Consider the following 21006-nt stretch of genomic DNA (forward strand, 5'->3'; position numbering starts at 1 on the left):
AAAAAAACTAACCTACTATCATCTCCTTTTGACTTTATTGGTCTCGGTTTTGCCTTTCCTTATTTTTTACAATATATGGTACCCAGAGGAAATTATTGAACTCACTGGTGGAAGAGGCGTATTAGAAATATTCATCATTGTCGAACTTTTATTATTTATAACAATTGCTACTTTACTATTTTTAAGTAGAAAAGATTCTAATAAAGAAATAATCATAAAGTACAGTTTCTTATGTATTTTGCAAATTTCAGCTTCAGCCATTGGCTATAAAACACTATATGAAGCAAAACCAGTTTACATAGCATATGAATTCAACAGGTTCAGAGTTGTTAGGCCAATTGATCTTCTAGGCGAATCAAATAAGTTCACACCTTATAATTTAATGAGTGGCCCTGAAATTATAGGAACAGAAAAATTAGCACCATCAAACCCTGAATTTCTGATGAGTATAAAAGACGCAATAAATGGTAATCATCCATCATTTAAAGTAGCTCGCCAAATTGAATATCAACCTATTAAGAGCGAAGTATTAAAAAATGCACAAAATATAAAAGAATTAACACAAGAAAATATAGAAAAAATACAGCTTTTTTCTCAACTACATGACTTAGATTTAGATAATTTAGTTTATTACCCGCTTACTAGCCATTATTCAGATGAGTGGATAGTTTTATTAGATAAAAAAAGTGCTGATATTGTCACTTATTTAAATATTAATGGATGGTACAAAAATGAGTAGTAAGAAGGATTCTGACAATAAATCACTAGATACATTTTTGTGGGTTGGTGTAAACACTAGAGGGAAAAAACTAGAGGGTGAGCTTAGTGGACAGAGTATCTCTCTAGTAAAAGCACAATTGCGTAAGCAAGGCATTACCCCGTCTAAAGTAAAACGTAAACCTAAGCCGCTATTCGGTATTCAAAGTGTACAAAAAATTACCCCTAAAGACATTGCTTTAATTACACGCCAAATAGCGACCATGCTGATGGCTGGTGTGCCGCTTATTCAATCTATTGAAATGATAGGTTCAGGTGCTAAAAATAAAAGTGTTGCTAGGCTGATGGAAGAAGTTGGTGACGAAGTAAAAGCAGGTGTGCCACTCTCGCAAGCTTTACGCAAACACCCCCGTTATTTTGATGATTTGTATTGCGACCTTGTTGCATCGGGTGAGCAATCGGGTGCCCTTGATAAAATTTTCGACCGTGTCGCACTTTATAAAGAAAAAGCCGAAGCTTTAAAGTCTAAAATCAAAAAAGCAATGTTTTACCCGATTGCGGTATTAGTTGTGGCCTTAATTGTTACCTCAATCTTACTTATTTTTGTGGTACCCCAATTCCAAGATATTTTTAACGGTTTTGGTGCTGAGCTCCCCGCCTTTACTTTAATGGTGATTGGTATATCTGAATTTATGCAAGAGTATTGGTGGATGATGCTGATTGCTGTTATTGCTTTTGGTTATGCCTATAAAGAAGCCCTGCTTAAAAGCAAAAAGCTCAGAGATGCCAACGACAGAGCTATATTAAAGTTACCTGTTATTGGCATGATTTTAAATAAAGCAGCGGTGGCTCGTTATGCACGAACCCTTTCAACAACCTTTGCTGCAGGTGTACCCTTGGTTGATGCGCTAGACTCCGCCGCGGGAGCCTCAGGTAATGCAGTGTACCGTTACGCTATTTTAGAGATAAAAGCAGAAGTAAGCTCAGGTAATTTGATGAACTGGGCAATGCGAAATACAAAAATTTTTCCTGATATGGTAATTCAAATGGTCGCAATTGGTGAAGAGTCAGGTTCATTAGATGGCATGCTTGCCAAAGTAGCTACTATTTACGAGCAAGAGGTTGATGACGCAGTCGATGGCCTTTCAAGCTTATTAGAGCCGCTGATCATGGCTGTACTTGGCGTGCTGGTCGGTGGTTTAATTATTGCCATGTATTTACCTATTTTCCAGTTAGGTTCTGTTGTATAACCCAAACATGTAATTTTAAGCAATCAAGCTTTAAGCTCTTGATTCTTAGTTCAATGTTGTATTTTAGGTAGTTTAATGCAAAATTTTTTCCTTGATATAGCCACCGTGATGCAATCTCAACAGTGGTTTTATTTGTTAACTGTAGGACTTGTGAGTCTGTGTATTGGTAGCTTTTTAAATGTCGTTATTTACAGGCTACCACTGATGATGAAACGAGAATGGCAATCAGAGTGCCGTCTGTTATTGGCCGATGAGCTAACAATTAACCATACTGAAGAGCCTACGCCTTTTAATTTAGTCACACCTAATTCAACCTGCCCACAGTGTAAGGCACCGATTAAAATTTGGCAGAACATTCCTGTCATCAGCTGGTTAATACTCAAAGGCCGCTGTGCAAGTTGTGAGGCGCCAATCTCTGTTCGTTACCCCATTGTTGAAATGCTAACAGCCAGCTTAAGCCTCGCGGTTGCAGTTGTATTTGGCGCATCTGAACTTGCGTTACTTTATATTGTAATCACATGGGTGCTCATTGCGCTTACGTTCATTGATATTGATCATATGCTTTTGCCAGACCAACTTACCTTACCGCTTGTTTGGCTTGCATTGATTGCAGCCGTGATGAACATCACAATCGCCCCTTCTGATGCGATTATTGGCGCTGCAATTGGCTATTTAAGTTTATGGAGTGTGTATTGGCTCTTTAAACTTGCTACTGGAAAAGAAGGCATGGGGTATGGCGATTTTAAATTACTCGCCGTATTTGGAGCGTTACTTGGTTGGCAGGCTATTTTAACTATCGTGCTGCTTTCGAGTGTCGTTGGCGCTCTTATTGGTATGCTGCAAATTATTATTCAAGGCAAAGATAAAACCACGCCTATTCCCTTTGGCCCCTACCTTGCGATAGCCGGTTGGGTAACCTTATTGTGGGGTGAGCAAATTCAAACAACCTATTTTAGCTATTTAGGTCATTAAATATGGCAAACTGGATTTTAGGCTTAACGGGTGGTATTGGCTCTGGCAAAAGTGCTGTGAGTGCGATGTTTGAAAAGTTAGGGATCACGGTTGTTGATGCCGACATCGTCGCAAGAGAAGTCGTCGAGCCAGGCAGTGTAGGTCTTAAAAAAATTGTTGAGCATTTTGGCAAAACTATTCTCACCAGCGAGGGAGTGCTTGACCGCGCGAAGCTTAGGGGCATTATTTTTGATAATGAAACCGAAAAAGCATGGCTCAATGCTCTGCTACACCCGTTAATAAGGGAATCCATGCTTAAGCAACTGCAACAAGCCACCAGCGACTATGTAATTTTAGTTGCGCCCTTATTATTTGAAAACGGTTTAGAAAAATTGTGCAACCATACGTTGCTCATCGATGTCCCCGTCACAACTCAAATTACTAGGACCAGCGTACGCGACAATGTCTCTGATGCTCAAGCGAAAAAAATTATTGCATCACAAATGTCTCGTGCCGATAAACAGCTAAAAGCCGATGATATTTTAGACAATGATCGCGCTCTATCTGAAGTTGCGATTGATGTGAAAAAGCTGCATCAAAAATATTTAACTCATGCTGAAACTATATGCTAAAAAATACATATCCATCTAATACAAAAACATTAATACAGATTATAAATACCTGAGTTAAAGGGTGAATTTATTTTGCAATTTTGCCTAAATCGACAAGACTGATGTTATACCCTGCTTTTTTCTGATAGATTTGGCATAGAAAGGATCAAATTAAGGTGCGCAATGAATATTAACTCACCGTTACTGAGAAAATTTATCACATTAGGTCGCATTGATGCAGAGACCGTCAAATTAAAGCAACGAGAATATAACTCCACAGCTGAGCTCATTTCTAAGAGCTGCGGTATAGACGCGCATGAATTAGCAGAGCAATGCACTGACTTGTTCCGTGTTCCCTATTTTGATATCAAAGACTTCGATGTATCACTTATTTCTGATGAGTTAGTTAAAGAAAAGCTCATTCGCGAGCATCATATCCTCCCGCTGATAAAGAAAGGCCGTAAGCTATATATAGCGGCATCGGACCCTACTGATTACGGTGCGTTTGAAAACTTTGAATTTAGTACAGGTCTGTCTTGTGAAGTTGTAGTGGTTGATTACAACCAGCTAGAAAATAAAATAGAGCAGCTGCTTGATGCGGCCGGTAGCTTACATTTAACGGATGACGAATTTAAAGAGCTTGGCGATCTCGACACCGATAAACCACGCGATATGCCAAGTAGTGATGAAGACAAAGACGATGCGCCTATTATTGTCTACATCAATAAGATTTTGATGGATGCAATCAAAAAAGGGGCATCAGATTTACACTTCGAGCCATACGAGCATCGTTATCGAGTGCGCTTTCGGATTGATGGCATTTTACACGAAATGGCAAGCCCACCGAATAGCCTAGCAAGTCGATTATCTGCGCGCATAAAAGTTATGTCACGCTTAGATATCGCCGAAAAACGTAAACCACAAGATGGTCGCATTAAATTAAAAATTACTGAACGTAAAAGTATCGACTTTCGTGTCAGTACCCTGCCAACGCTGTGGGGCGAAAAAATTGTAATGCGTATTCTTGATTCATCAAGTGCTATGCTTGGCATCGATGTATTGGGTTATGAGCCTGAACAGAAAAAACTCTACATGGATGCGCTCGAACAGCCGCAAGGGATGATACTAGTGACAGGTCCTACAGGCTCTGGTAAAACAGTATCTCTTTACACCGGCTTGAATATTTTGAACCAACCTGAGCGCAATATTAGTACTGCGGAAGATCCGGTTGAGATCAACCTTGAAGGCATTAACCAAGTACAAATTAACACAAAAGCAGATATGACGTTCGCCAACGCGTTAAAAGCGTTCTTGCGTCAAGATCCCGATGTCGTCATGGTCGGTGAGATACGAGATCTAGAAACAGCTGAAATTTCCATTAAAGCAGCGCAAACAGGCCACCTAGTCTTATCGACGCTGCACACAAATTCAGCGCCAGAAACACTGACTCGATTGTTAAACATGGGCGTTCCGGCATACAACGTTGCAAGTTCAATTAGTCTTATCATTGCACAGCGACTGGCCAGACGTTTATGTCCGAAATGTAAAACCCCAGAAAAACTGCCCGATGAAGAACTTATTCGCCAAGGCTTTGACCCCGCAACATTGAGTAAACTCACGCTGTTTTCTCCAAAAGGCTGTGATAGCTGTACCGATGGCTATAAGGGACGAGTAGGTATTTACGAAGTCATGCAAATTACCCCTGAAATTGCGCAAATTATTATGCGTGGAGGTAATTCACTCGAAATTGCTGAGGTTTCTTTAAAATCAGGATTTAATAACTTACGTCTATCGGGATTAAAAAAAGCGGCGGATGGTGTCACCTCGCTAGCTGAAATAAATCGGGTCACGAGTTTTTAACTCGCGACTCGATTCTTAGGCTGAGCTTTAGTAAGATCAGCTAAAATTGCTTAATAGAGATCACACCATGCCAACCGTTGTAAACTGCCCGACCTGCAAAGAAAAAGTAGAATGGTCAGAACAAAGCCCGTATCGCCCTTTTTGTTCAAAACGCTGTCAGCTGATCGATCTAGGTGAGTGGTCATTTGAAAATAACAAGATTTCTTCACCCATCACCAGTGCAAACGAACTTAACCAAGATATGATAGAAGATATCGAGGCTATGCTCGCTAAGAATGATGATTCATTTTTCAAAGAATAAGTATTAAGAAACGCGGCTTCATTAGCCGCGCTTTCTAGTTTAACGAATGCACTGGAACATATTAGCTATGTGTTCTTTCAGCCTTATTACGCTCACCATCAACTCTGTGTAGCCCCTTTTTGTGACCTTTTTTACGCAGCTGTTTTTTAATTTCTTGATAGCTTTCACGCTGTTCTGCGTTAAGAACTTGCCAGATTGCATGCTCTGATTTCATTTTAATTAACGCAAATTGCTCACCTTTTTCTTGGCGGGCTTTAATTAGTTCACGTGCTGCATTTTCATCAAATGCGTGGGTCGCTAAGAGTGCATCCATTTTCTCTTTGTAGGCTATTCTATTGTCTTTCATGCTGCCTTTATCACCACGAAGAGCCTTCATTTGTGTTGTTTGCTCAGCAAAAATCGCTTTAAGTTGGGCTTGCTGTGCTTCTGTTAATTGTAATTTATTAATTCCACGCTCAGACAATAAAAAACCGGCTTGCGGATTCATGCCTCGGTGCATATCCCCTTTTGCCATTACTGATGTTGCGCCAACACTTGCTGCAGCTAAACCACAAACAAGTACGAATTTAGAAAGCTTATTTGAAATAGTCATAGTCATTACCTTTTGTTGGGTTGTGTTCTGTCGTTATTTTTAACTGATGGATTCACTATACTCACTTCAATGCAAAGGAACGCAAACCAGTGTAAAGGTTGTGTAAAGATTCACTTTTACACAATTTACTGAGTAGAATAGCCTTAAAGAAACAGTGCAATAGGTGCCACAATGAAACTACTTATGATCGACGATGATACAGGGCTGTGCGAGCTGTTAAGCGAGTATTTAACAGCACAAGGCTTTACAGTTGATTGTTATCATGATGGCGCACAAGGCCTAAATCAGGCCTTAAAATACAACTACGAATTAATTTTGCTTGATGTCATGCTACCGTCGATGGATGGCTTTGAAGTACTCAAGCAACTTCGGCAACATAAACTCACGCCTGTCATTATGCTCACAGCCAAAGGGGAAGACTTTGACCGTATTTTTGGTTTAGAGCTTGGTGCAGATGACTACATACCAAAGCCATTTAATCACAGAGAACTGCTGGCGCGAGTTAAAGCAATAACCCGTCGTATCGAACATATTAATAGTCTATCGAGCCAGCAAACAAGTTCACTCAGTGTCAATAGTATTCACATTAACTTTGCGACTCGTGAAGCGTCTGTCAGTGGCAATGTATTAAGTTTAACGGGAACTGAGTATGAAATACTGGCCATGCTAGTCCGCCATGCCGGTGAAGTGATCAGTAAAGAGCAAATTAGTGAGCAAGTTCTTGGCAGACGACTAGCCCCTTTCGACCGCTCCATTGACATGCATGTGAGTAATATTCGAAAGAAAATTGCTGAGTTTATAAATAGCGAGCGTATCAAAACCATGCGTGGTAGCGGTTACGTACTTATTCAAGGTGAATAATATGACCTTTCCGAGTTGGATAAAAAAGCCACATCATTATTTGTTCTTAAAAATCTTTGCATGGTTTTGGGTTACAGTCATAGCAACCATTACTCTGCTAGTCTTTTTAAGCCAATTAACCAGCAATGTAGGGAATGATGAGTTACGCGGCCCCATGCTTAAAAACCTAGAATACACCGCGAAAAGTATAGAACGTATTGTGGCAAAGCATGGTAAACCGACTCAAGAAATTGTATCGCACCCTCGCTTATCTAAACATAAGTTACTGTATTTAAATGGCGAAGTTCATGGCGTCGAAATGCTCAGTGAACCCATCTCGAAAGAGATTGATTTGAGCTTGTTAAATTTTACAAAGCACATGCGCCCACAAGTTATTTTTACTGATGAATACCAAGCGTATGGTCCTGTAGAAATTAACGTACCCGAGGGTAAGTTTTACTTATATGAAATTGACGAAAAACGTAAAAAGCCTTTTTTTGTCGGGTTGTGGTTAATGCCTACTTGGCTCAAGTTATTGATTGCCGTAATTGCCTCTCTTATGCTGAGCTTTTTCTTTAGCCGAAACTTAATTGCCCCTATCAATAGTTTAAAAGAAACTGCAAAAAAACTTTCCCACGGTGACTTAACCGCACGAGCAGTTTTCTCAACGGCTCGCGAAGATGAACTGGGGGTGTTAGGACGTGACTTTAATACAATGGCGAGCCAGCTTGAGCAGCTTATAACAGCACAAAAACGCTTACTTGCAGATATTTCTCATGAACTACGCTCACCACTTACACGCTTAAAAATGGCAACAGGCCTGGCACAAATGCAAGCTGATGATAGTCAGCAAGCATACCTCGAACGAATAGAAAAAGAAGCAAACCAGCTTGATAAAATGATTGCCGATGTATTGCAACTATCAAGGCTTGAAGCCCGAAGCCAAGCTTTATCCTTAAGCAAGCAATCGGTTCAAGTTATTGTTGATCATGTATTAAATGATGCTCGCTTTGAGGCCAAACAATGTCACAAAGAGCTGACGATTAATGGCCAATTACACACAGATATACCATGCGACGAGAGTTTAATCGCCAGTGCACTCGAAAATGTACTACGCAACGCGATTAAATATGCACACCATCATATCTCTTTGAGCTTAGCTGAGTCTGATGCGCTCTATATCACCATTTGTGATGATGGAAATGGGGTTAAAGAAGCCTACTTAGCTAGACTGTGTGAGCCATTTTTCCGTCAAGAGCATGCTCGTGATAGAAATTCGGGTGGCACAGGCTTAGGACTGGCTATTGCAAAGAATGCGATCTCAGCACATGATGGTACACTAACACTCGAAAACCAAGAACATGGCGGACTCTGCGTTAAAATCCGCTTACCAATAAAGAGTGAGTAAATGTTTTACAGCGATGAAGCACACCTTACTATAAATGCTAAACAGATAAATGCATTTTTTAATCAGCAATTAAAACAAGATTTCTTAAGCACTGAACATGGTACCTTGTATTATGGCTTTGCCATTCCAGAGCAAGCTAAAAAAGCCATTGTTATTAGTAGTGGCAGAATTGAGTCGTTATTCAAATACAAAGAGTTACTGTGGGAGTTTTACCAAAATGGTTATGCCGTTTTTATTGTTGATCACCAAGGTCAAGGCCGTTCGTATCGCCATTTAAAAAACGCTCATAAAGGCCATGTCACACGTTTCACTGATTATGCTGATGACTTTGCCATTTTTAACGAGCAGGTAGTCAATGCTCATTGGCAGGGCCAACGAGTATTACTCGGACACTCAATGGGCAGTGCAATTGCCTATGATTACTTGTCTCGCTACACACATTCTTTTTCGGGCGCGTTTTTATCTGCCCCCATGTTTGATATTTATACCAAAGGCACACCAAAACCAATTGCAAAACTAGCCGCGAAAATAGCCTCACAATTAGGCTTAAGTCATCGTTATGCATTTGGTCAAACAGACTACTTGCCCGTTGATTTTTCGGTTAATGAATTAACCAGCAGTGAGATAAGGTACCAGCAATTTAGAGCGCTTTATCTTGCAGAGCCCGACTTACAACTTGGTGGTGTGACGTATGGCTGGCTCAATGCATCGTTTGAATTTATCGCCTCATTGGTCGATAGAAAAGTAGATATTCCACTTTTTATCGCCAGTGCCGGGCGCGATACTGTTGTCGATAATGCGGCGCAACATGCGCTTGCGCATAAACAAACACAGGCTAAATTAAAAAGTTACCCTGATGCTCGCCACGAATTATTTTTCGAGCGAGATGAAATCAGGCAGGCAGTATTGAGTGACTTATATCAGTTTTTTGAGGCACTCTGACGAGACTTTTTAACCACCGAAAGTGGATCTAAGTGCACCAGTATATCCAGTTCGCAGGCAAAGTGAGTTTGTATCATTGTTTCAACTTCATCGGCCACCTGATGGGCACGAATTAACGAGAGACTGTCTTCAAGTTCCAAGTGCATTTGAATAAACTTAATTTTACCACCTTGTCGCGTGCGGATATCGTGGGCCCCAAAGACATCTTGGTGACTGTTAACGATGGTTAAAATTTCTGTTTTTTCATCCTCTGGCAGCTCTTTGTCCATCAGATGGTCGGCACTATCACGGGCAATATCCCAACTGTTATACAATAAGTAAACAGCCACCCCAATAGCAAAAATAGGATCCGCATACGTCATGCCGTACTTTGCCAATAGGATGGCAAGCAAAACAGCTAAATTTAAAATAAGGTCGCCTTTGTAGTGAACTGAATCCGCTTTTATTGCAATTGATTCGGTATGATTAATAACCTTGGTTTGCACAAACACCACCACCAAAGTACAAACAATAGCAAATAAACTCACCCAAATACCTAAGTCTGAATGCTTAAGTATCACAGGGTTAAAAAGACGTTCAACACCATGAAACGCTAAAAAACAACCAGAACCAGCGATAAATGCAGCTTGAGCAAGCCCAGCAAGAGCTTCCGCTTTGCCATGACCAAACCGGTGGTCATCATCAGCAGGGCGTAGCGCATAACCTAACACTAAAAAGCTCATTAAAGATGCGGTAATATCCATTAAAGAATCGGTGAGCGAGCCCAACATCGATGCAGAGCCTGAAGCAAGCCATGCCCAACTTTTTGCTGCAATCATTAAACTCACCATAGCAATGGTGACTATGCTGGCGGTTTTTACCCAAAACTCATAACTGCGATGTTGCACAACATTTTACCTTCAGACATTACAAGGTTTTAGTATATCATCATATTAGAGGGTTTTACCCCATGTTACATAGCGCTATTTAGAATAAATAAAGCACAGCTATCGGCGGTAAACAAACTTAAATCCTGCAAGATCCTCACGCTGCAGTTGTGTATAATCTGCCGCAGATCATAATGCTAACAATGAGACAAACATGCTTGATATCGTTTTATACCAACCAGAGATTCCGCCAAATACAGGTAATATCATTCGCTTATGTGCCAATACAGGCTATGCCTTACACCTAATTGAACCATTAGGATTTGAGTGGGATGATAAACGCGTAAAGCGTGCAGGGCTTGATTACCATGAATTTAGCCACGTACAACGTCATGCATCATTCGAAGATTACCTTGCTAAGTGCAAGCCAAAAAAAGTCTATGCCTGTACGACCAAAGGCAGCCAATTTCATCATCAAGCACAATATCAACCTGGCGATTGTTTAGTATTTGGCCCTGAAACACGCGGCCTACCCGATGAGCTTATTCAGTCATTACCGAAAGAGCAGCGTGTGCGTATTCCGATGCAAAAAGACAGCAGAAGCATGAATTTATCAAATTCTGTCGCCGTTTTTGTCTATGAATCATGGCGTCAGCTTGGTTTTGTAAACGGTCAATAACTCATTGAAAATGCGCATTAAATAAATAATTTATAATTATTTAGCACGGCCTTTTTTTATGAACTAATCTAAATAGATGGCTTTTTGTTCTAAATGATGATTATTAATGCGCTTTTTAACCCTTGTATACAGTCTCATTTTACTTTTGCAGCACTCTGTGGGCGCTGCAACAACAGCTGACCTTAATTTAGCGCAACCACACAACCCAACCCCGCTGTTCTTTCTCATTTTACTTGTCATTATTGCACTGTTCATTGCGGTTATTTATTACCAGAAGAATCAAAAAATGATGTTAATTGATGCTCTTTTATCACAATCGAAAGATGCGATATGGGTTTGCGATGAACAATTTAGAATACTAGACATCAACAATGCCTTCAGCGAAATAACAGGCTACAAAAGAGGGGATGTTATAGGTAAAAAATTTAAAGCACTCACACAAGATGGCCGCGATCGACAACTCGAAACACTAATCCAACAAGAGCTCGCACAAGATGGATATTGGTCTGGTGAAATCTGGAACTTGCGCAAGGATGGTCAGCCTTATGCACTTGATTTATCAATCACAAAAGTCTCAACACCGCGATTTACTAAACGAGCTGTTAACTATGTAGGGCTTTTTAGTGATGTCACCGCTCGTAAGAATAACGAACGTACCATGCTCACGCTAACAACTCGCGACTCTGTAACTGGGCTCTCAAATAGAGCCATTTTTATTGAATCGCTCGATAAAGCGATTAAAGCCTGTAATGACGAATACCCTAGCCTGCTTATTATGTTTATCGACATCGACAATTTTAAGAAGATAAATGATTCCCTCGGCCATACTTTAGGCGATGTATTATTAAAAGAAGTGGCATGTCGTTTAACTTCATCACTTAATTCAGGCTTTACTATTGCGCGGCTTGGAGCTGATGAATTTGCTATTTTAGTGCCGCCTTACCTCTATGCTGGCAAAACCATTTTCTTTGCTAAAAAGACCGCAGATACAGTGCTACAACAATATAAGACTCCATTCATGCTCGATGGTATTGAAACCTCACTGTCAGCGTGTTGCGGAATTGCCATCTATCCAGACAATGCTTACAACGGTGAAAACTTAATGCGCAGCGCTAACAGCGCACTTAATCACGCCAAAAAATTGGGCCGAAACACCTATCAATTTTTTGATAAAGAACGCCACACGTTAGACCCCACCGAGCTAACAAAAGAAAGCGCTCTCTTTAAAGCAATCACCAACAATGAATTTGTACTGTATTTTCAACCAAAATACGATGTACAACACAATCGCTTACATGGCTTTGAAGCACTCGTTCGCTGGCCACAAGATGATGGCAGTCTAATTTACCCAGATGAATTTATTCCGCTTGCAGAGCAGAATGGTGCAATCATCCCCCTTACCCAATTATTAATGAAGCAATTACTTCAACAACTTGCAAACTGGCAAAAACAAGATGTGCCTTTTGGCAATGTTGCCATTAATATCTCTGCGTTGCATTTTCAGCAAAATAGCTTAATCGAAATGCTCGTTGATTATTTAACAAAGTATAATGTACCTGCTCGTTGTTTAGAGTTAGAAATCACAGAAAGTGCAATGATGAATAACCCCGAATTTGCAGAGCAGCAAATGAAACGCATAAAAGCCTTAGGAGTCAATATTACGCTGGATGACTTTGGTACGGGGCACTCTTCGCTGAGCTACCTTAAGCGTTTTCCTATCGACACATTAAAAATAGACAAATCATTTGTAAAAGATATTGATAAAAATGAGCAAGATAGAAATATCACCGCCACCATTGTCCGGTTGGCTAAATACCTAGACATTAATGTTGTTGCAGAAGGCGTTGAAACCGAAGAGCAAGCGTATATGCTCCATATTATGGGGTGTCATTATCAACAAGGTTATTATTACTGTAAGCCGCTTAAAGCAGAGCAAGTAGCCAATTTTATTGATAAAAATGAAGTAGATAAACAATCTGTAAAGTAAAAAGCCTTGTTTCAAACAAGGCTTTCAAAATAGTTACTCAGCAAGCAGTGGCTATTCAGATTTTTGCTCACGACCTAGTAAAGCCATCGCCGCTTCTTTTACATCTTTATTTTCATAAAGTACTTTGTAAATTTGCTCAGTGATGGGCATTTCAATACCGGTTCGTTGTGCCAGTAAATACACTTCTTTGGTATTTCGATAACCTTCAACAACCTGACCAATAGAGTCAATTGCAGCTTCGACTCCTTCACCTTTACCTAATGCTAAACCAAATCGACGGTTACGTGATTGGTTATCTGTACAGGTTAAGATCAAATCACCTAATCCTGCCATTCCCATAAAGGTATCAGAACGCGCTCCAAGTGCACAACCTAAACGGCAAAGCTCAGCTAAGCCTCGGGTAATAAGCGCTGTACGAGCATTCGCACCAAAACCAAAGCCATCCGACATCCCCGCGCCGATAGCAATGACATTTTTTACGGCTCCACCCAGTTGTATACCAATAAAATCATTATTGTTATACACCCTAAATGAGCGTCCGCAATGCAATAACTCAGCAAGTTGTTTGGCAAACTCTGTCGATGTGGCAGAGACCGAAATAGCGGTTGGTAAGCCCATCGCCATTTCTTTCGCAAACGTCGGACCAGACAACACAGCAAGAGGAATATCATCCCCAAGCTCTTGCACCGCCACTTCTTGTAATAAACGCCCCGTATTAGGTTCTAAACCTTTCGTTGCCCACGCCACTTCTGCATCATCATTCAGCCAAGGCTTAATTTGTTGAAGCGTTGCTCCAAAAGCATGGCTAGGCACGACAACCAGCACTATTTGGCTTGCTTTTACAGCGGTTTCTAAATCGGCTTCTAATTGAAGCGTTTCAGGAAAGCTGACATCGGGAAGATAACGTTGGTTCTTTCGCTCAGCTGCAAGCGTGGCAACGTCATCGCTATTTCGCCCCCACAAAGTAACGGGGTGACCATTTCTGGCGAAACAAATAGCAAGGGCGGTGCCATAAGACCCCGCCCCTAAAACTGTAACAGCTGACTGTGCTGTAGTCATAACTTATGCGTCTGCAGTAACCTGTTGATCTTGCGCTGCACGCTGTTGCATGTATTGAGCAAACAGTGCATCAAAATTCACAGGTGCTAAATTTAACTGTGGGAAAGTACCACGGTTAACAAGGTTAGACACCGCTTCACGCGCATATGGGAAAAGTACATTCGGGCAGAAAGCACCTAGCATATGAGCTAATTGAATTTCTTCTACTTCCGCAATCGTGAAAATACCGGCTTGCTGAATTTCACAAAGGAATGCCGTTTCTTCACCAATTGTTGCTGTCACTGTCAGCGCAAGAATAACTTCAAAAACACCTTCTTCTAACTTGTTAGAACGTGTGTCTAAATCAAGTTTAACTTCTGGAGTCCACTCTTTTTGAAAGATAGCTGGTGAGTTTGGCGTTTCAAATGAAACATCTTTCGTGTAGATGCGTTGAATAGTGAATTGAGCGCCTGCTTGTTGTTCTGCTGCTGCGTTTTGGTTTTCTTCGTTCATTGTAATTCCTAACTTGTATTCGTTTTTATAATTAAATTTATTAAGCGTTAAGCTTTGCGTCTAAAAGGCCTTGCGCTTCAATTGCCATCATGTCGTCACAACCGCCGATATGCTCATCATTAATAAAGATTTGTGGCACGGTATATCCACCGTTAGCTTTATCGATCATTTCTTCACGACGCTCAGGCTGCACACCAATATCAATGTTTGTGTAACTTACACCTTTACTATCTAATAACGCCATAGCGCGTTGACAATATGGACAGTATGCTTTTGTGTAAAGAACAACATTCGTCATAATAATTCCTCTATCGGGCTGTTACGTGTTGTTAGCGGCCAGTCGTTGTTGGCAAACTTGCAGATTGCCAAGCTCCCATACCACCAGATAATACATAAACACGTTCAAAACCTGCTTTATGCATAGCCGTTGCGATACCTGAGGCGGTCATGCCCGTGGTACATACTAGTATAATGGGTTTACTCTTAAACTTTTCAAGGCTTGAGAAATCAGATTGTTTGGCTTTTTCTGGATTTAAGTGCGTTGCACCTGCAATACGACCTGAGTTGAATTCTTTTTGCGCTCGAATATCAACAACCTGACCATCTTCGCGGTTAATTAACAACGTAACTTGCTGCGGGTTAATTTGGCGAATCGCTGAAAATTTACTTTTAAACCAACTGCTGATCAGCATCGCTACCAATGCCAGCCAGATGATACTTAAAACCGGATGATTTGAGATAAATTCAATATATTGATCCATGCGTTTTCCACTAAGAAATTGGGTACCACAGCGCATAGCCATGGGATTATTAAAATATGCCACGCAAGTATACGTGCTTGAACCGAAAATGCTAGGGCGTGAAATATTTTAATATGACATATTGATAGCTGATCAAAACCTTAAAACACGGTATGCTAGTGATATATAAGTGCCAATCTTCAGGAGCTATAATGACAGAGCATAAAAAACCATTGGTATTAATGATCTTAGACGGTTGGGGATACCGTGAAGACACAGAAAGTAACGCAATACTCGCTGCTAATACACCCGTACTCGATAACCTGTGGGCAACACGTCCGCATACCTTAATTTCAGGTTCGGGACTTGATGTAGGTCTACCTGCAGGACAAATGGGTAACTCTGAAGTAGGTCACGTAAACTTAGGCGCAGGTCGCATTGTTTATCAAGATTTCACTCGCATCACAAAAGCAATCGAAGATGGAGAGTTCGCGAGTAACCCTGCATTAGTTGATAACATAGACAAAGCCGTTAAGGCAGAAAAAGCAGTGCATATTATGGGTTTATTAAGCCCAGGTGGTGTACACAGTCACGAAGACCACATTGTAGCGACCATTGAATTAGCTGCAGAGCGTGGCGCAAAAAACGTCTACTTTCATGGTTTCTTAGACGGTCGTGACACCCCACCTCGCAGCGCTAAAGCGTCTATTGAGCGCATCGAAGCTTTATTTGAAAAACTAGGTTGTGGCCGCTTAGCCAGCCTTGTTGGTCGTTACTATGCAATGGACCGCGATAATCGCTGGAACCGTGTTGAGCTTGCCTACGATGTAATGGTAAGTGGTATCGCGCAGCACACTTACACAGACGGCGTAACCGCACTTGAAGCAGCGTACGAACGTGATGAAAATGATGAATTTGTAGCGGCAACAACCCTCGTACCTGAGGGACAAACGGCAGCTGAAATTAATGATGGCGATACCGTTATTTTCGCTAACTTCAGGGCCGATAGAGCACGCGAAATGACGCGCGCATTTGTTGATGCTGATTTTAGTGGTTTTGAGAAAAAGAAATCTCCAGCACTGAGCGGCTTTGTAATGATGACAGAATACGCCGCAGATATTAAAGCCCCTGTCGCCTTTGCACCAGAGCCACTAACCAATGTGTTTGGGGAATGGTTAGAAAAGCAAGGCAAAACACAACTACGTATTTCTGAAACAGAAAAATATGCACATGTCACATTCTTCTTCAGTGGTGGTAGAGAAGACGAATTTGTGGGTGAAACACGCGAGTTAATTCCTTCTCCGCAAGTGGCCACTTATGATTTACAACCTGAGATGAACTCTGAAATGCTGACAGATAAGCTCGTTGAAGCTATTGCCAGCGGCAAGTACGACGCAATCATTTGTAACTACCCTAATGGTGATATGGTAGGTCACTCAGGTGTGTTTGAAGCCGCTGTAAAAGCGTGTGAAGCAGTCGACCACTGTATTGGCCGTGTTATAAACGCACTTGAAGAGCACGGTGGCGAAGCACTCATCACTGCGGATCATGGTAATGCTGAGCAAATGGCTAACCCAGCAACAGGCCAAGCACACACCGCACATACCAGCGAACCAGTGCCATTCATTTATGTAGGCCGTGACGCAACCCCACAAGATGGAAAAACACTCAGTGACGTAGCACCAACCATGCTGCACTTAATGGGTTTAGAACAGCCAAGCGAAATGACTGGCACTCCAATTATGACGCTGAAATAAACGATGAGCAGACGTATTAACCACTTACTCAAAACTGGTTTAATACTGACTTCATTAGTAGCAACTTCGGTTGTTGCTAATGAAGCTCAAACCAAAAAAGACTTATCTGATATTCAATCGGCCCTACAAAAAACCAAGGCTGAGCTTGAAGGTCAACGCAAGTCGATAGCCGATATGCGCAAAGATCTTCGTGCTCACGAACTCGATATTGCTAAAAATGCTAAGGCATTAAACCTAGCAGCACAATCGGTCAAAGAAAACGAACAACAACAGCGCGAACAACAGGCCAAAGCTCAGCAACTTCAAGCAGAGCAAACAAAACGTCAAACCCTCCTCGCAGCACAATTAAAAAGTGCGTATATGGCAGGTAGCCATGATTACTCAAAAATGCTGCTGAACCAACAAGACACGGCCAAAATTGAACGTACGCTCAGTTACTATAACTATTTAAACAAAGCACGCATTGAGCAACTCGAAGAGCTGAAAGCGTTGCAAATAAAAATTGCTGAAAATCAGGCGGAACTAGAACAAACAAAACTTCGTTTAGTTGAATTACACAACGAGCAGAAAAAACGCCAGCAAGCTTTAATTGCCGCTCAAGAACAACGAAAACGCAATCTCAACAAATTACAATCAGCGCTTAAAGAAACAAAAAGTTCGATTGATTATTTAAAAGAGAACGAGAAAACCCTCGTTACCGCCATCGAAGAGTTAGAAAAAGAACGAAGCGAAAAAGTTGAACTTCTCGGACTACAAAGCAGTAAAGGAAAACTCGACTGGCCGACCAAAGGAAAACTCCGTCACAGTTTTGGCCAACGCAAACATGGAAATATCGATTGGAAAGGCGTGTTAATTGGCGCGAAGGAAGGGAGTAACGTCAAAAGCGTACAAAATGGTCAGGTCGTTTATGCTGACTGGCTCAATGGCTTTGGTTGGGTTATTGCTATTGACCACGGCGATGGGTTTATGAGCTTATATGGGCATGCACAAACCCTACTTCGTGATGTTGGCGACCTTGTCAGAGAAGGTGAAGTGATTGCATTAGTAGGTCAAAGCGGCGGACAAACAGATCCTGGTCTATACTTTGAAATACGCCACAAAGGACGCGCAGTAAATCCTGTAAAATGGTGCAGACGTATTTAATTGATTAAATCAGCTGCGCCCTATGAGGAGCAGCTGATGCTAAATATCAATCACATAGACAAAATCCATTTCATCCCATCTAAGCGTTTCTTTGGGCTACATCTTATTTTACTCTTAGCCTTACTATGCTTATTAATGCAATCATTTAATGGGGTTGCTAAACCATCTTTAAAGTCACTACATCACCAGCAACTCAATGAAATTTTGTTTAATATAAATACTTACTATGTTGACGATCTTCAACTTCAAAATAGCTTTGAATCTCAGCCAACGAATCAACAAGTAGAAGCATTATTTGAGCGTTTAGACCCCTATTCTAAATATTTAGACGAAACTGAGCTCGATGCCATATTTAGTAGTACCAATGGGCGTTACACTGGGCTTGGCATCGAGGTTAAAGTTACCGATGGTCGCGTATATATTGTTAATACGATTAAAAACTCCCCTGCTGAGCAAGCTGGTCTGCAAGTTAATGATGAGCTAACCGCTATAAATCAACAACCGATTGTCAATAAAAGCATAGAAGAAGTTGCAAGGCTTATTCGTGAAAGTGGCCAAGCTGCCGTTGATGTTTCCGTAAAACGAGAGCAAGTAACCGAACTCAACTTTTCAATAAAGCGACAACAGATAAACCTAGAAAGCGTGCAAAGCTACCTTGCTGATACAGGCGTTGCGCTATTGAGTATTAATGCTTTCAATAACCATACATTGCATGATGTCGCACGAACCGTGGCTAAAATGCAAATTAATAATGGTTTTCCGTTATCAGGGTTAATTATTGATTTACGAGATAATCCTGGAGGAACGCTACAAGGTGCAATTGAAGTTGCAGATCTGTTTTTAGATAGTGGTACGATTGTTTCTACAAAAGGACGCTTCAATGAGGCAAATCAATACTATAAAGCACATAGCGGTGATATTCTTTCTGGCGCGCCAATCGCCGTATTAATTAATGAAAACTCAGCATCTGCAGCAGAAATATTAGCCGCAGCGTTGAGGGATAACCAAAGAGCGACCTTGGTTGGAGAGACCTCGTTTGGTAAAGGCTCAGTACAGTCTTTGATTCCACTAGGAAATGGAAATACAGCTCTCAAACTTACCACAGCACGTTATTATACACCTGCTGGGCAATCTATTGATGGTAAAGGGATCGCACCCGATGTGAGTATAAATCAAACAATGCTTTCAGAAATTGACCAAGACGTTATAATAAAAAATATACAAGGGTTGTCGCTTTTTAGCTCACTCCTTGATAAACAAGATAAAAAGCAACTTACTGCAAAGCAGTTAATTATTATGCAGTAAGTAAGCACACACAATGGATATAATAATTACAAAAAGTGAATTTACGCAAAGGCTTACTACTGACGCTGTGTTGCTTACCACTATTTTGCCAAGCAAAGCAAATAGCCATCGTTATAGATGACATAGGCAACCACCAACGCGATCTTGATATCTTGAATTTACCAGGGCAAGTGACCTTTTCAATCTTGCCCCATACACCTTACTCACAAATTTTTGCCGAGAGAGCGAGCAAAACCAACAAAGAACTTCTCTTGCATATCCCCATGCAGGCGCTAGACAAAGCAAAAGCTTTAGGTCCTGGTGCTTTAACAGACTCAATGAGCAAAACACAGCTGCAAACCACACTGGGGCACGCACTCGCATCATTGCCACAAGTCAAAGGCGTAAACAATCACATGGGCTCTGAGTTAACGCAATTAACAGAGCCTATGAAGTGGACGATGGAGCTCCTCAAAAAACGAGGTTTATACTTTTTAGATAGCCGAACAACAAGCCAAAGTGAAGCACAAAATGTCGCTAATCTTTATGGTGTTGCCAATGTTTCTCGACATGTATTCCTAGACAATATCGTGACTGAAAGCCAGCTTAAGCACCAACTAGAAGAACTTAAACTAAAAGCGACGCATTTTAATTATGCCATCGCTATTGCACATCCCTACCCAGAAACAGTCGCGTTTTTGCATCACGCCCTACCAGAACTTCAACAGCAAGGTTTTGAGCTTGTGCCTCTTTCACAATTGGTTGAAAACAAATACATCCAATTAGCTAATGCAGAGCAAAAGCAAGCTGAGCATCGTGCAAATGATGAATGAAAGAGCGACATACTCAAATAGGATGTAAATATGCCGAAGTTTCCTTCATTAATGATAGACGCAGAGGTCGCACAACATCACCTTTGATCGATACATCATGATCATAAAGCGTAGTAATGGTTCTAGCCGTGAATGCCAGTGGTTATGTGTGAAGGGCATAATGAGATACTTCGGCACTAAAGTACCCCCTACTACGCGCTAATTTGGTTAGCTAAAGTGAAGTAGCCCATTTTAGAGCCCCTTCATTCTTGTCATCATGATTAAACAACATGGAAAGCGTGATTGAACATCGTGATTACAAAGCGTGGGAACGGCTTTAGCCGTGAATGTCAGGGGTGTTGTATGAAGGGCATATCAGACACTTTCGGCACTAAAGTGCCTTATATGGACTCCTCCTATTGCACAATACCCTTCGTTAATTTTGTTAGACTGCGTACTTATATGCGGGCTCATAATGAGGAGCTACCTCGGCCCTATGATGTATTCGCGCCCTTGTGCCTCTTCTCCTACTCGGTGTTTTAACACACTAATCACTTTACAGGCTATCAAGGGTGGGTCTAACCGCTTAACGCAGGTTCTTGGTCAATACAGTTATTTCTGTTATCGAAGACTAAATGTTAATTTGCTAGTAGGCTTGGTTCATAACGCGTGCCCTTTTTCAGCATGGCATACGCCGTCCGAACTGTTTTATTTG

General features: G+C 41.2%; 21 protein-coding genes. 15 read left to right on the top strand and 6 right to left on the bottom strand.

Annotation, left to right across the window (positions count from 1 at the left end; all coding sequences use genetic code 11):
- Positions 1-49 precede the first annotated feature (49 nt).
- The 6 genes from BM378_RS08310 to yacG all read left to right on the top strand — a co-directional run bounded on the left by BM378_RS08310 (position 50) and on the right by yacG (position 5690).
- The gene (locus BM378_RS08310) at positions 50-739 is read left to right on the top strand and encodes a hypothetical protein (protein WP_143104573.1); all 690 of its coding nucleotides are present in this window, start codon (positions 50-52) and stop codon (positions 737-739) included.
- Positions 732-1967: a type II secretion system F family protein gene (locus tag BM378_RS08315; RefSeq protein WP_074988954.1), complete on the top strand. Its 1236-nt coding sequence runs from the start codon at positions 732-734 to the stop codon at positions 1965-1967. The genes BM378_RS08310 and BM378_RS08315 overlap by 8 nt, the downstream gene beginning before the upstream one ends.
- A 75-nt stretch (positions 1968-2042) precedes the next feature.
- Positions 2043-2939, top strand: coding sequence for a prepilin peptidase (locus tag BM378_RS08320; RefSeq protein WP_074988955.1), 897 nt, complete (start codon positions 2043-2045; stop codon positions 2937-2939).
- A gap of 2 nt (positions 2940-2941) precedes the next feature.
- On the top strand, positions 2942-3550 hold the full coding sequence (coaE, locus tag BM378_RS08325; RefSeq protein ID WP_074988956.1) for a dephospho-CoA kinase: 609 nt from the start codon (positions 2942-2944) through the stop codon (positions 3548-3550).
- Between the two features lie 162 nt (positions 3551-3712).
- Positions 3713-5389 (top strand): type IV-A pilus assembly ATPase PilB, encoded by a 1677-nt coding sequence (pilB, locus tag BM378_RS08330; protein WP_036965899.1) that lies wholly within the window; start codon positions 3713-3715, stop codon positions 5387-5389.
- A 67-nt stretch (positions 5390-5456) separates the two neighbouring features.
- A complete protein-coding gene (gene yacG / locus BM378_RS08335; protein ID WP_036965896.1) occupies positions 5457-5690 on the top strand; it encodes a DNA gyrase inhibitor YacG in 234 nt (77 codons plus the stop codon).
- A 61-nt stretch (positions 5691-5751) separates the two neighbouring features.
- On the opposite strand, the gene BM378_RS08340 is transcribed toward yacG, so the two are convergent.
- Complete coding sequence (locus BM378_RS08340) at positions 5752-6282, bottom strand: Spy/CpxP family protein refolding chaperone (protein WP_074988957.1); 531 nt, start codon at positions 6280-6282, stop codon at positions 5752-5754.
- Between the two features lie 171 nt (positions 6283-6453).
- On the opposite strand from BM378_RS08340, the gene BM378_RS08345 reads away from it, so the two are divergent.
- The 3 genes from BM378_RS08345 to BM378_RS08355 are packed head-to-tail and all read left to right on the top strand — an operon-like array spanning position 6454 to position 9472.
- On the top strand, positions 6454-7143 hold the full coding sequence (locus BM378_RS08345) for a response regulator (RefSeq protein WP_074988958.1): 690 nt from the start codon (positions 6454-6456) through the stop codon (positions 7141-7143).
- Position 7144: 1 nt separating this feature from the next.
- Positions 7145-8530, top strand: a complete 1386-nt coding sequence (locus BM378_RS08350) for an ATP-binding protein (protein ID WP_083422888.1) — start codon at positions 7145-7147, stop codon at positions 8528-8530.
- Entirely contained in the window at positions 8531-9472 is a 942-nt protein-coding gene (locus BM378_RS08355; protein ID WP_074988959.1) for an alpha/beta fold hydrolase, read from the top strand.
- Here the strand turns inward: BM378_RS08355 and BM378_RS08360 are convergent.
- Positions 9451-10359 carry a cation diffusion facilitator family transporter gene (locus tag BM378_RS08360; protein WP_074988960.1) on the bottom strand — a complete coding sequence of 303 codons (909 nt, stop codon included), beginning with the start codon at positions 10357-10359 and terminating at the stop codon, positions 9451-9453. The two genes, BM378_RS08355 and BM378_RS08360, sit on opposite strands and share 22 nt — an antisense overlap.
- A gap of 193 nt (positions 10360-10552) precedes the next feature.
- On the opposite strand from BM378_RS08360, the gene trmL reads away from it, so the two are divergent.
- Positions 10553-11017, top strand: coding sequence for a tRNA (uridine(34)/cytosine(34)/5-carboxymethylaminomethyluridine(34)-2'-O)-methyltransferase TrmL (gene trmL / locus BM378_RS08365; RefSeq protein ID WP_036965886.1), 465 nt, complete (start codon positions 10553-10555; stop codon positions 11015-11017).
- Positions 11018-11123: 106 nt separating this feature from the next.
- Positions 11124-13004, top strand: a complete 1881-nt coding sequence (locus tag BM378_RS08370; protein ID WP_074988961.1) for a putative bifunctional diguanylate cyclase/phosphodiesterase — start codon at positions 11124-11126, stop codon at positions 13002-13004.
- A gap of 51 nt (positions 13005-13055) precedes the next feature.
- Here BM378_RS08370 and gpsA read toward each other — a convergent pair whose 3' ends face one another.
- Genes gpsA through BM378_RS08390 form a run of 4 tightly spaced genes read right to left on the bottom strand, consistent with a single transcriptional unit; the run spans position 13056 to position 15316 of the window.
- Entirely contained in the window at positions 13056-14063 is a 1008-nt protein-coding gene (gpsA, locus tag BM378_RS08375; protein ID WP_036965884.1) for an NAD(P)H-dependent glycerol-3-phosphate dehydrogenase, read from the bottom strand.
- A gap of 3 nt (positions 14064-14066) precedes the next feature.
- Positions 14067-14555 (bottom strand): protein-export chaperone SecB, encoded by a 489-nt coding sequence (gene secB / locus BM378_RS08380; RefSeq protein ID WP_036965880.1) that lies wholly within the window; start codon positions 14553-14555, stop codon positions 14067-14069.
- A 40-nt stretch (positions 14556-14595) separates the two neighbouring features.
- Positions 14596-14853: a glutaredoxin 3 gene (grxC, locus tag BM378_RS08385; RefSeq protein ID WP_036965877.1), complete on the bottom strand. Its 258-nt coding sequence runs from the start codon at positions 14851-14853 to the stop codon at positions 14596-14598.
- Positions 14854-14884: 31 nt separating this feature from the next.
- Positions 14885-15316, bottom strand: a complete 432-nt coding sequence (locus tag BM378_RS08390; protein WP_036965874.1) for a rhodanese-like domain-containing protein — start codon at positions 15314-15316, stop codon at positions 14885-14887.
- Positions 15317-15507: 191 nt separating this feature from the next.
- On the opposite strand from BM378_RS08390, the gene gpmM reads away from it, so the two are divergent.
- Genes gpmM through BM378_RS08410 form a run of 4 tightly spaced genes read left to right on the top strand, consistent with a single transcriptional unit; the run spans position 15508 to position 20312 of the window.
- Complete coding sequence (gene gpmM, locus BM378_RS08395; protein WP_036965871.1) at positions 15508-17052, top strand: 2,3-bisphosphoglycerate-independent phosphoglycerate mutase; 1545 nt, start codon at positions 15508-15510, stop codon at positions 17050-17052.
- Between the two features lie 3 nt (positions 17053-17055).
- Complete coding sequence (locus BM378_RS08400; protein ID WP_036965867.1) at positions 17056-18195, top strand: murein hydrolase activator EnvC family protein; 1140 nt, start codon at positions 17056-17058, stop codon at positions 18193-18195.
- A 36-nt stretch (positions 18196-18231) separates the two neighbouring features.
- Positions 18232-19500: a S41 family peptidase gene (locus BM378_RS08405; protein ID WP_074988962.1), complete on the top strand. Its 1269-nt coding sequence runs from the start codon at positions 18232-18234 to the stop codon at positions 19498-19500.
- Positions 19501-19535: 35 nt separating this feature from the next.
- The gene (locus BM378_RS08410) at positions 19536-20312 is read left to right on the top strand and encodes a divergent polysaccharide deacetylase family protein (protein ID WP_074988963.1); all 777 of its coding nucleotides are present in this window, start codon (positions 19536-19538) and stop codon (positions 20310-20312) included.
- The last annotated feature ends 694 nt before the right edge of the window (positions 20313-21006 follow it).

It is taken from the genome of Pseudoalteromonas lipolytica, assembly GCF_900116435.1.
Lineage (GTDB): Bacteria > Pseudomonadota > Gammaproteobacteria > Enterobacterales > Alteromonadaceae > Pseudoalteromonas > Pseudoalteromonas lipolytica.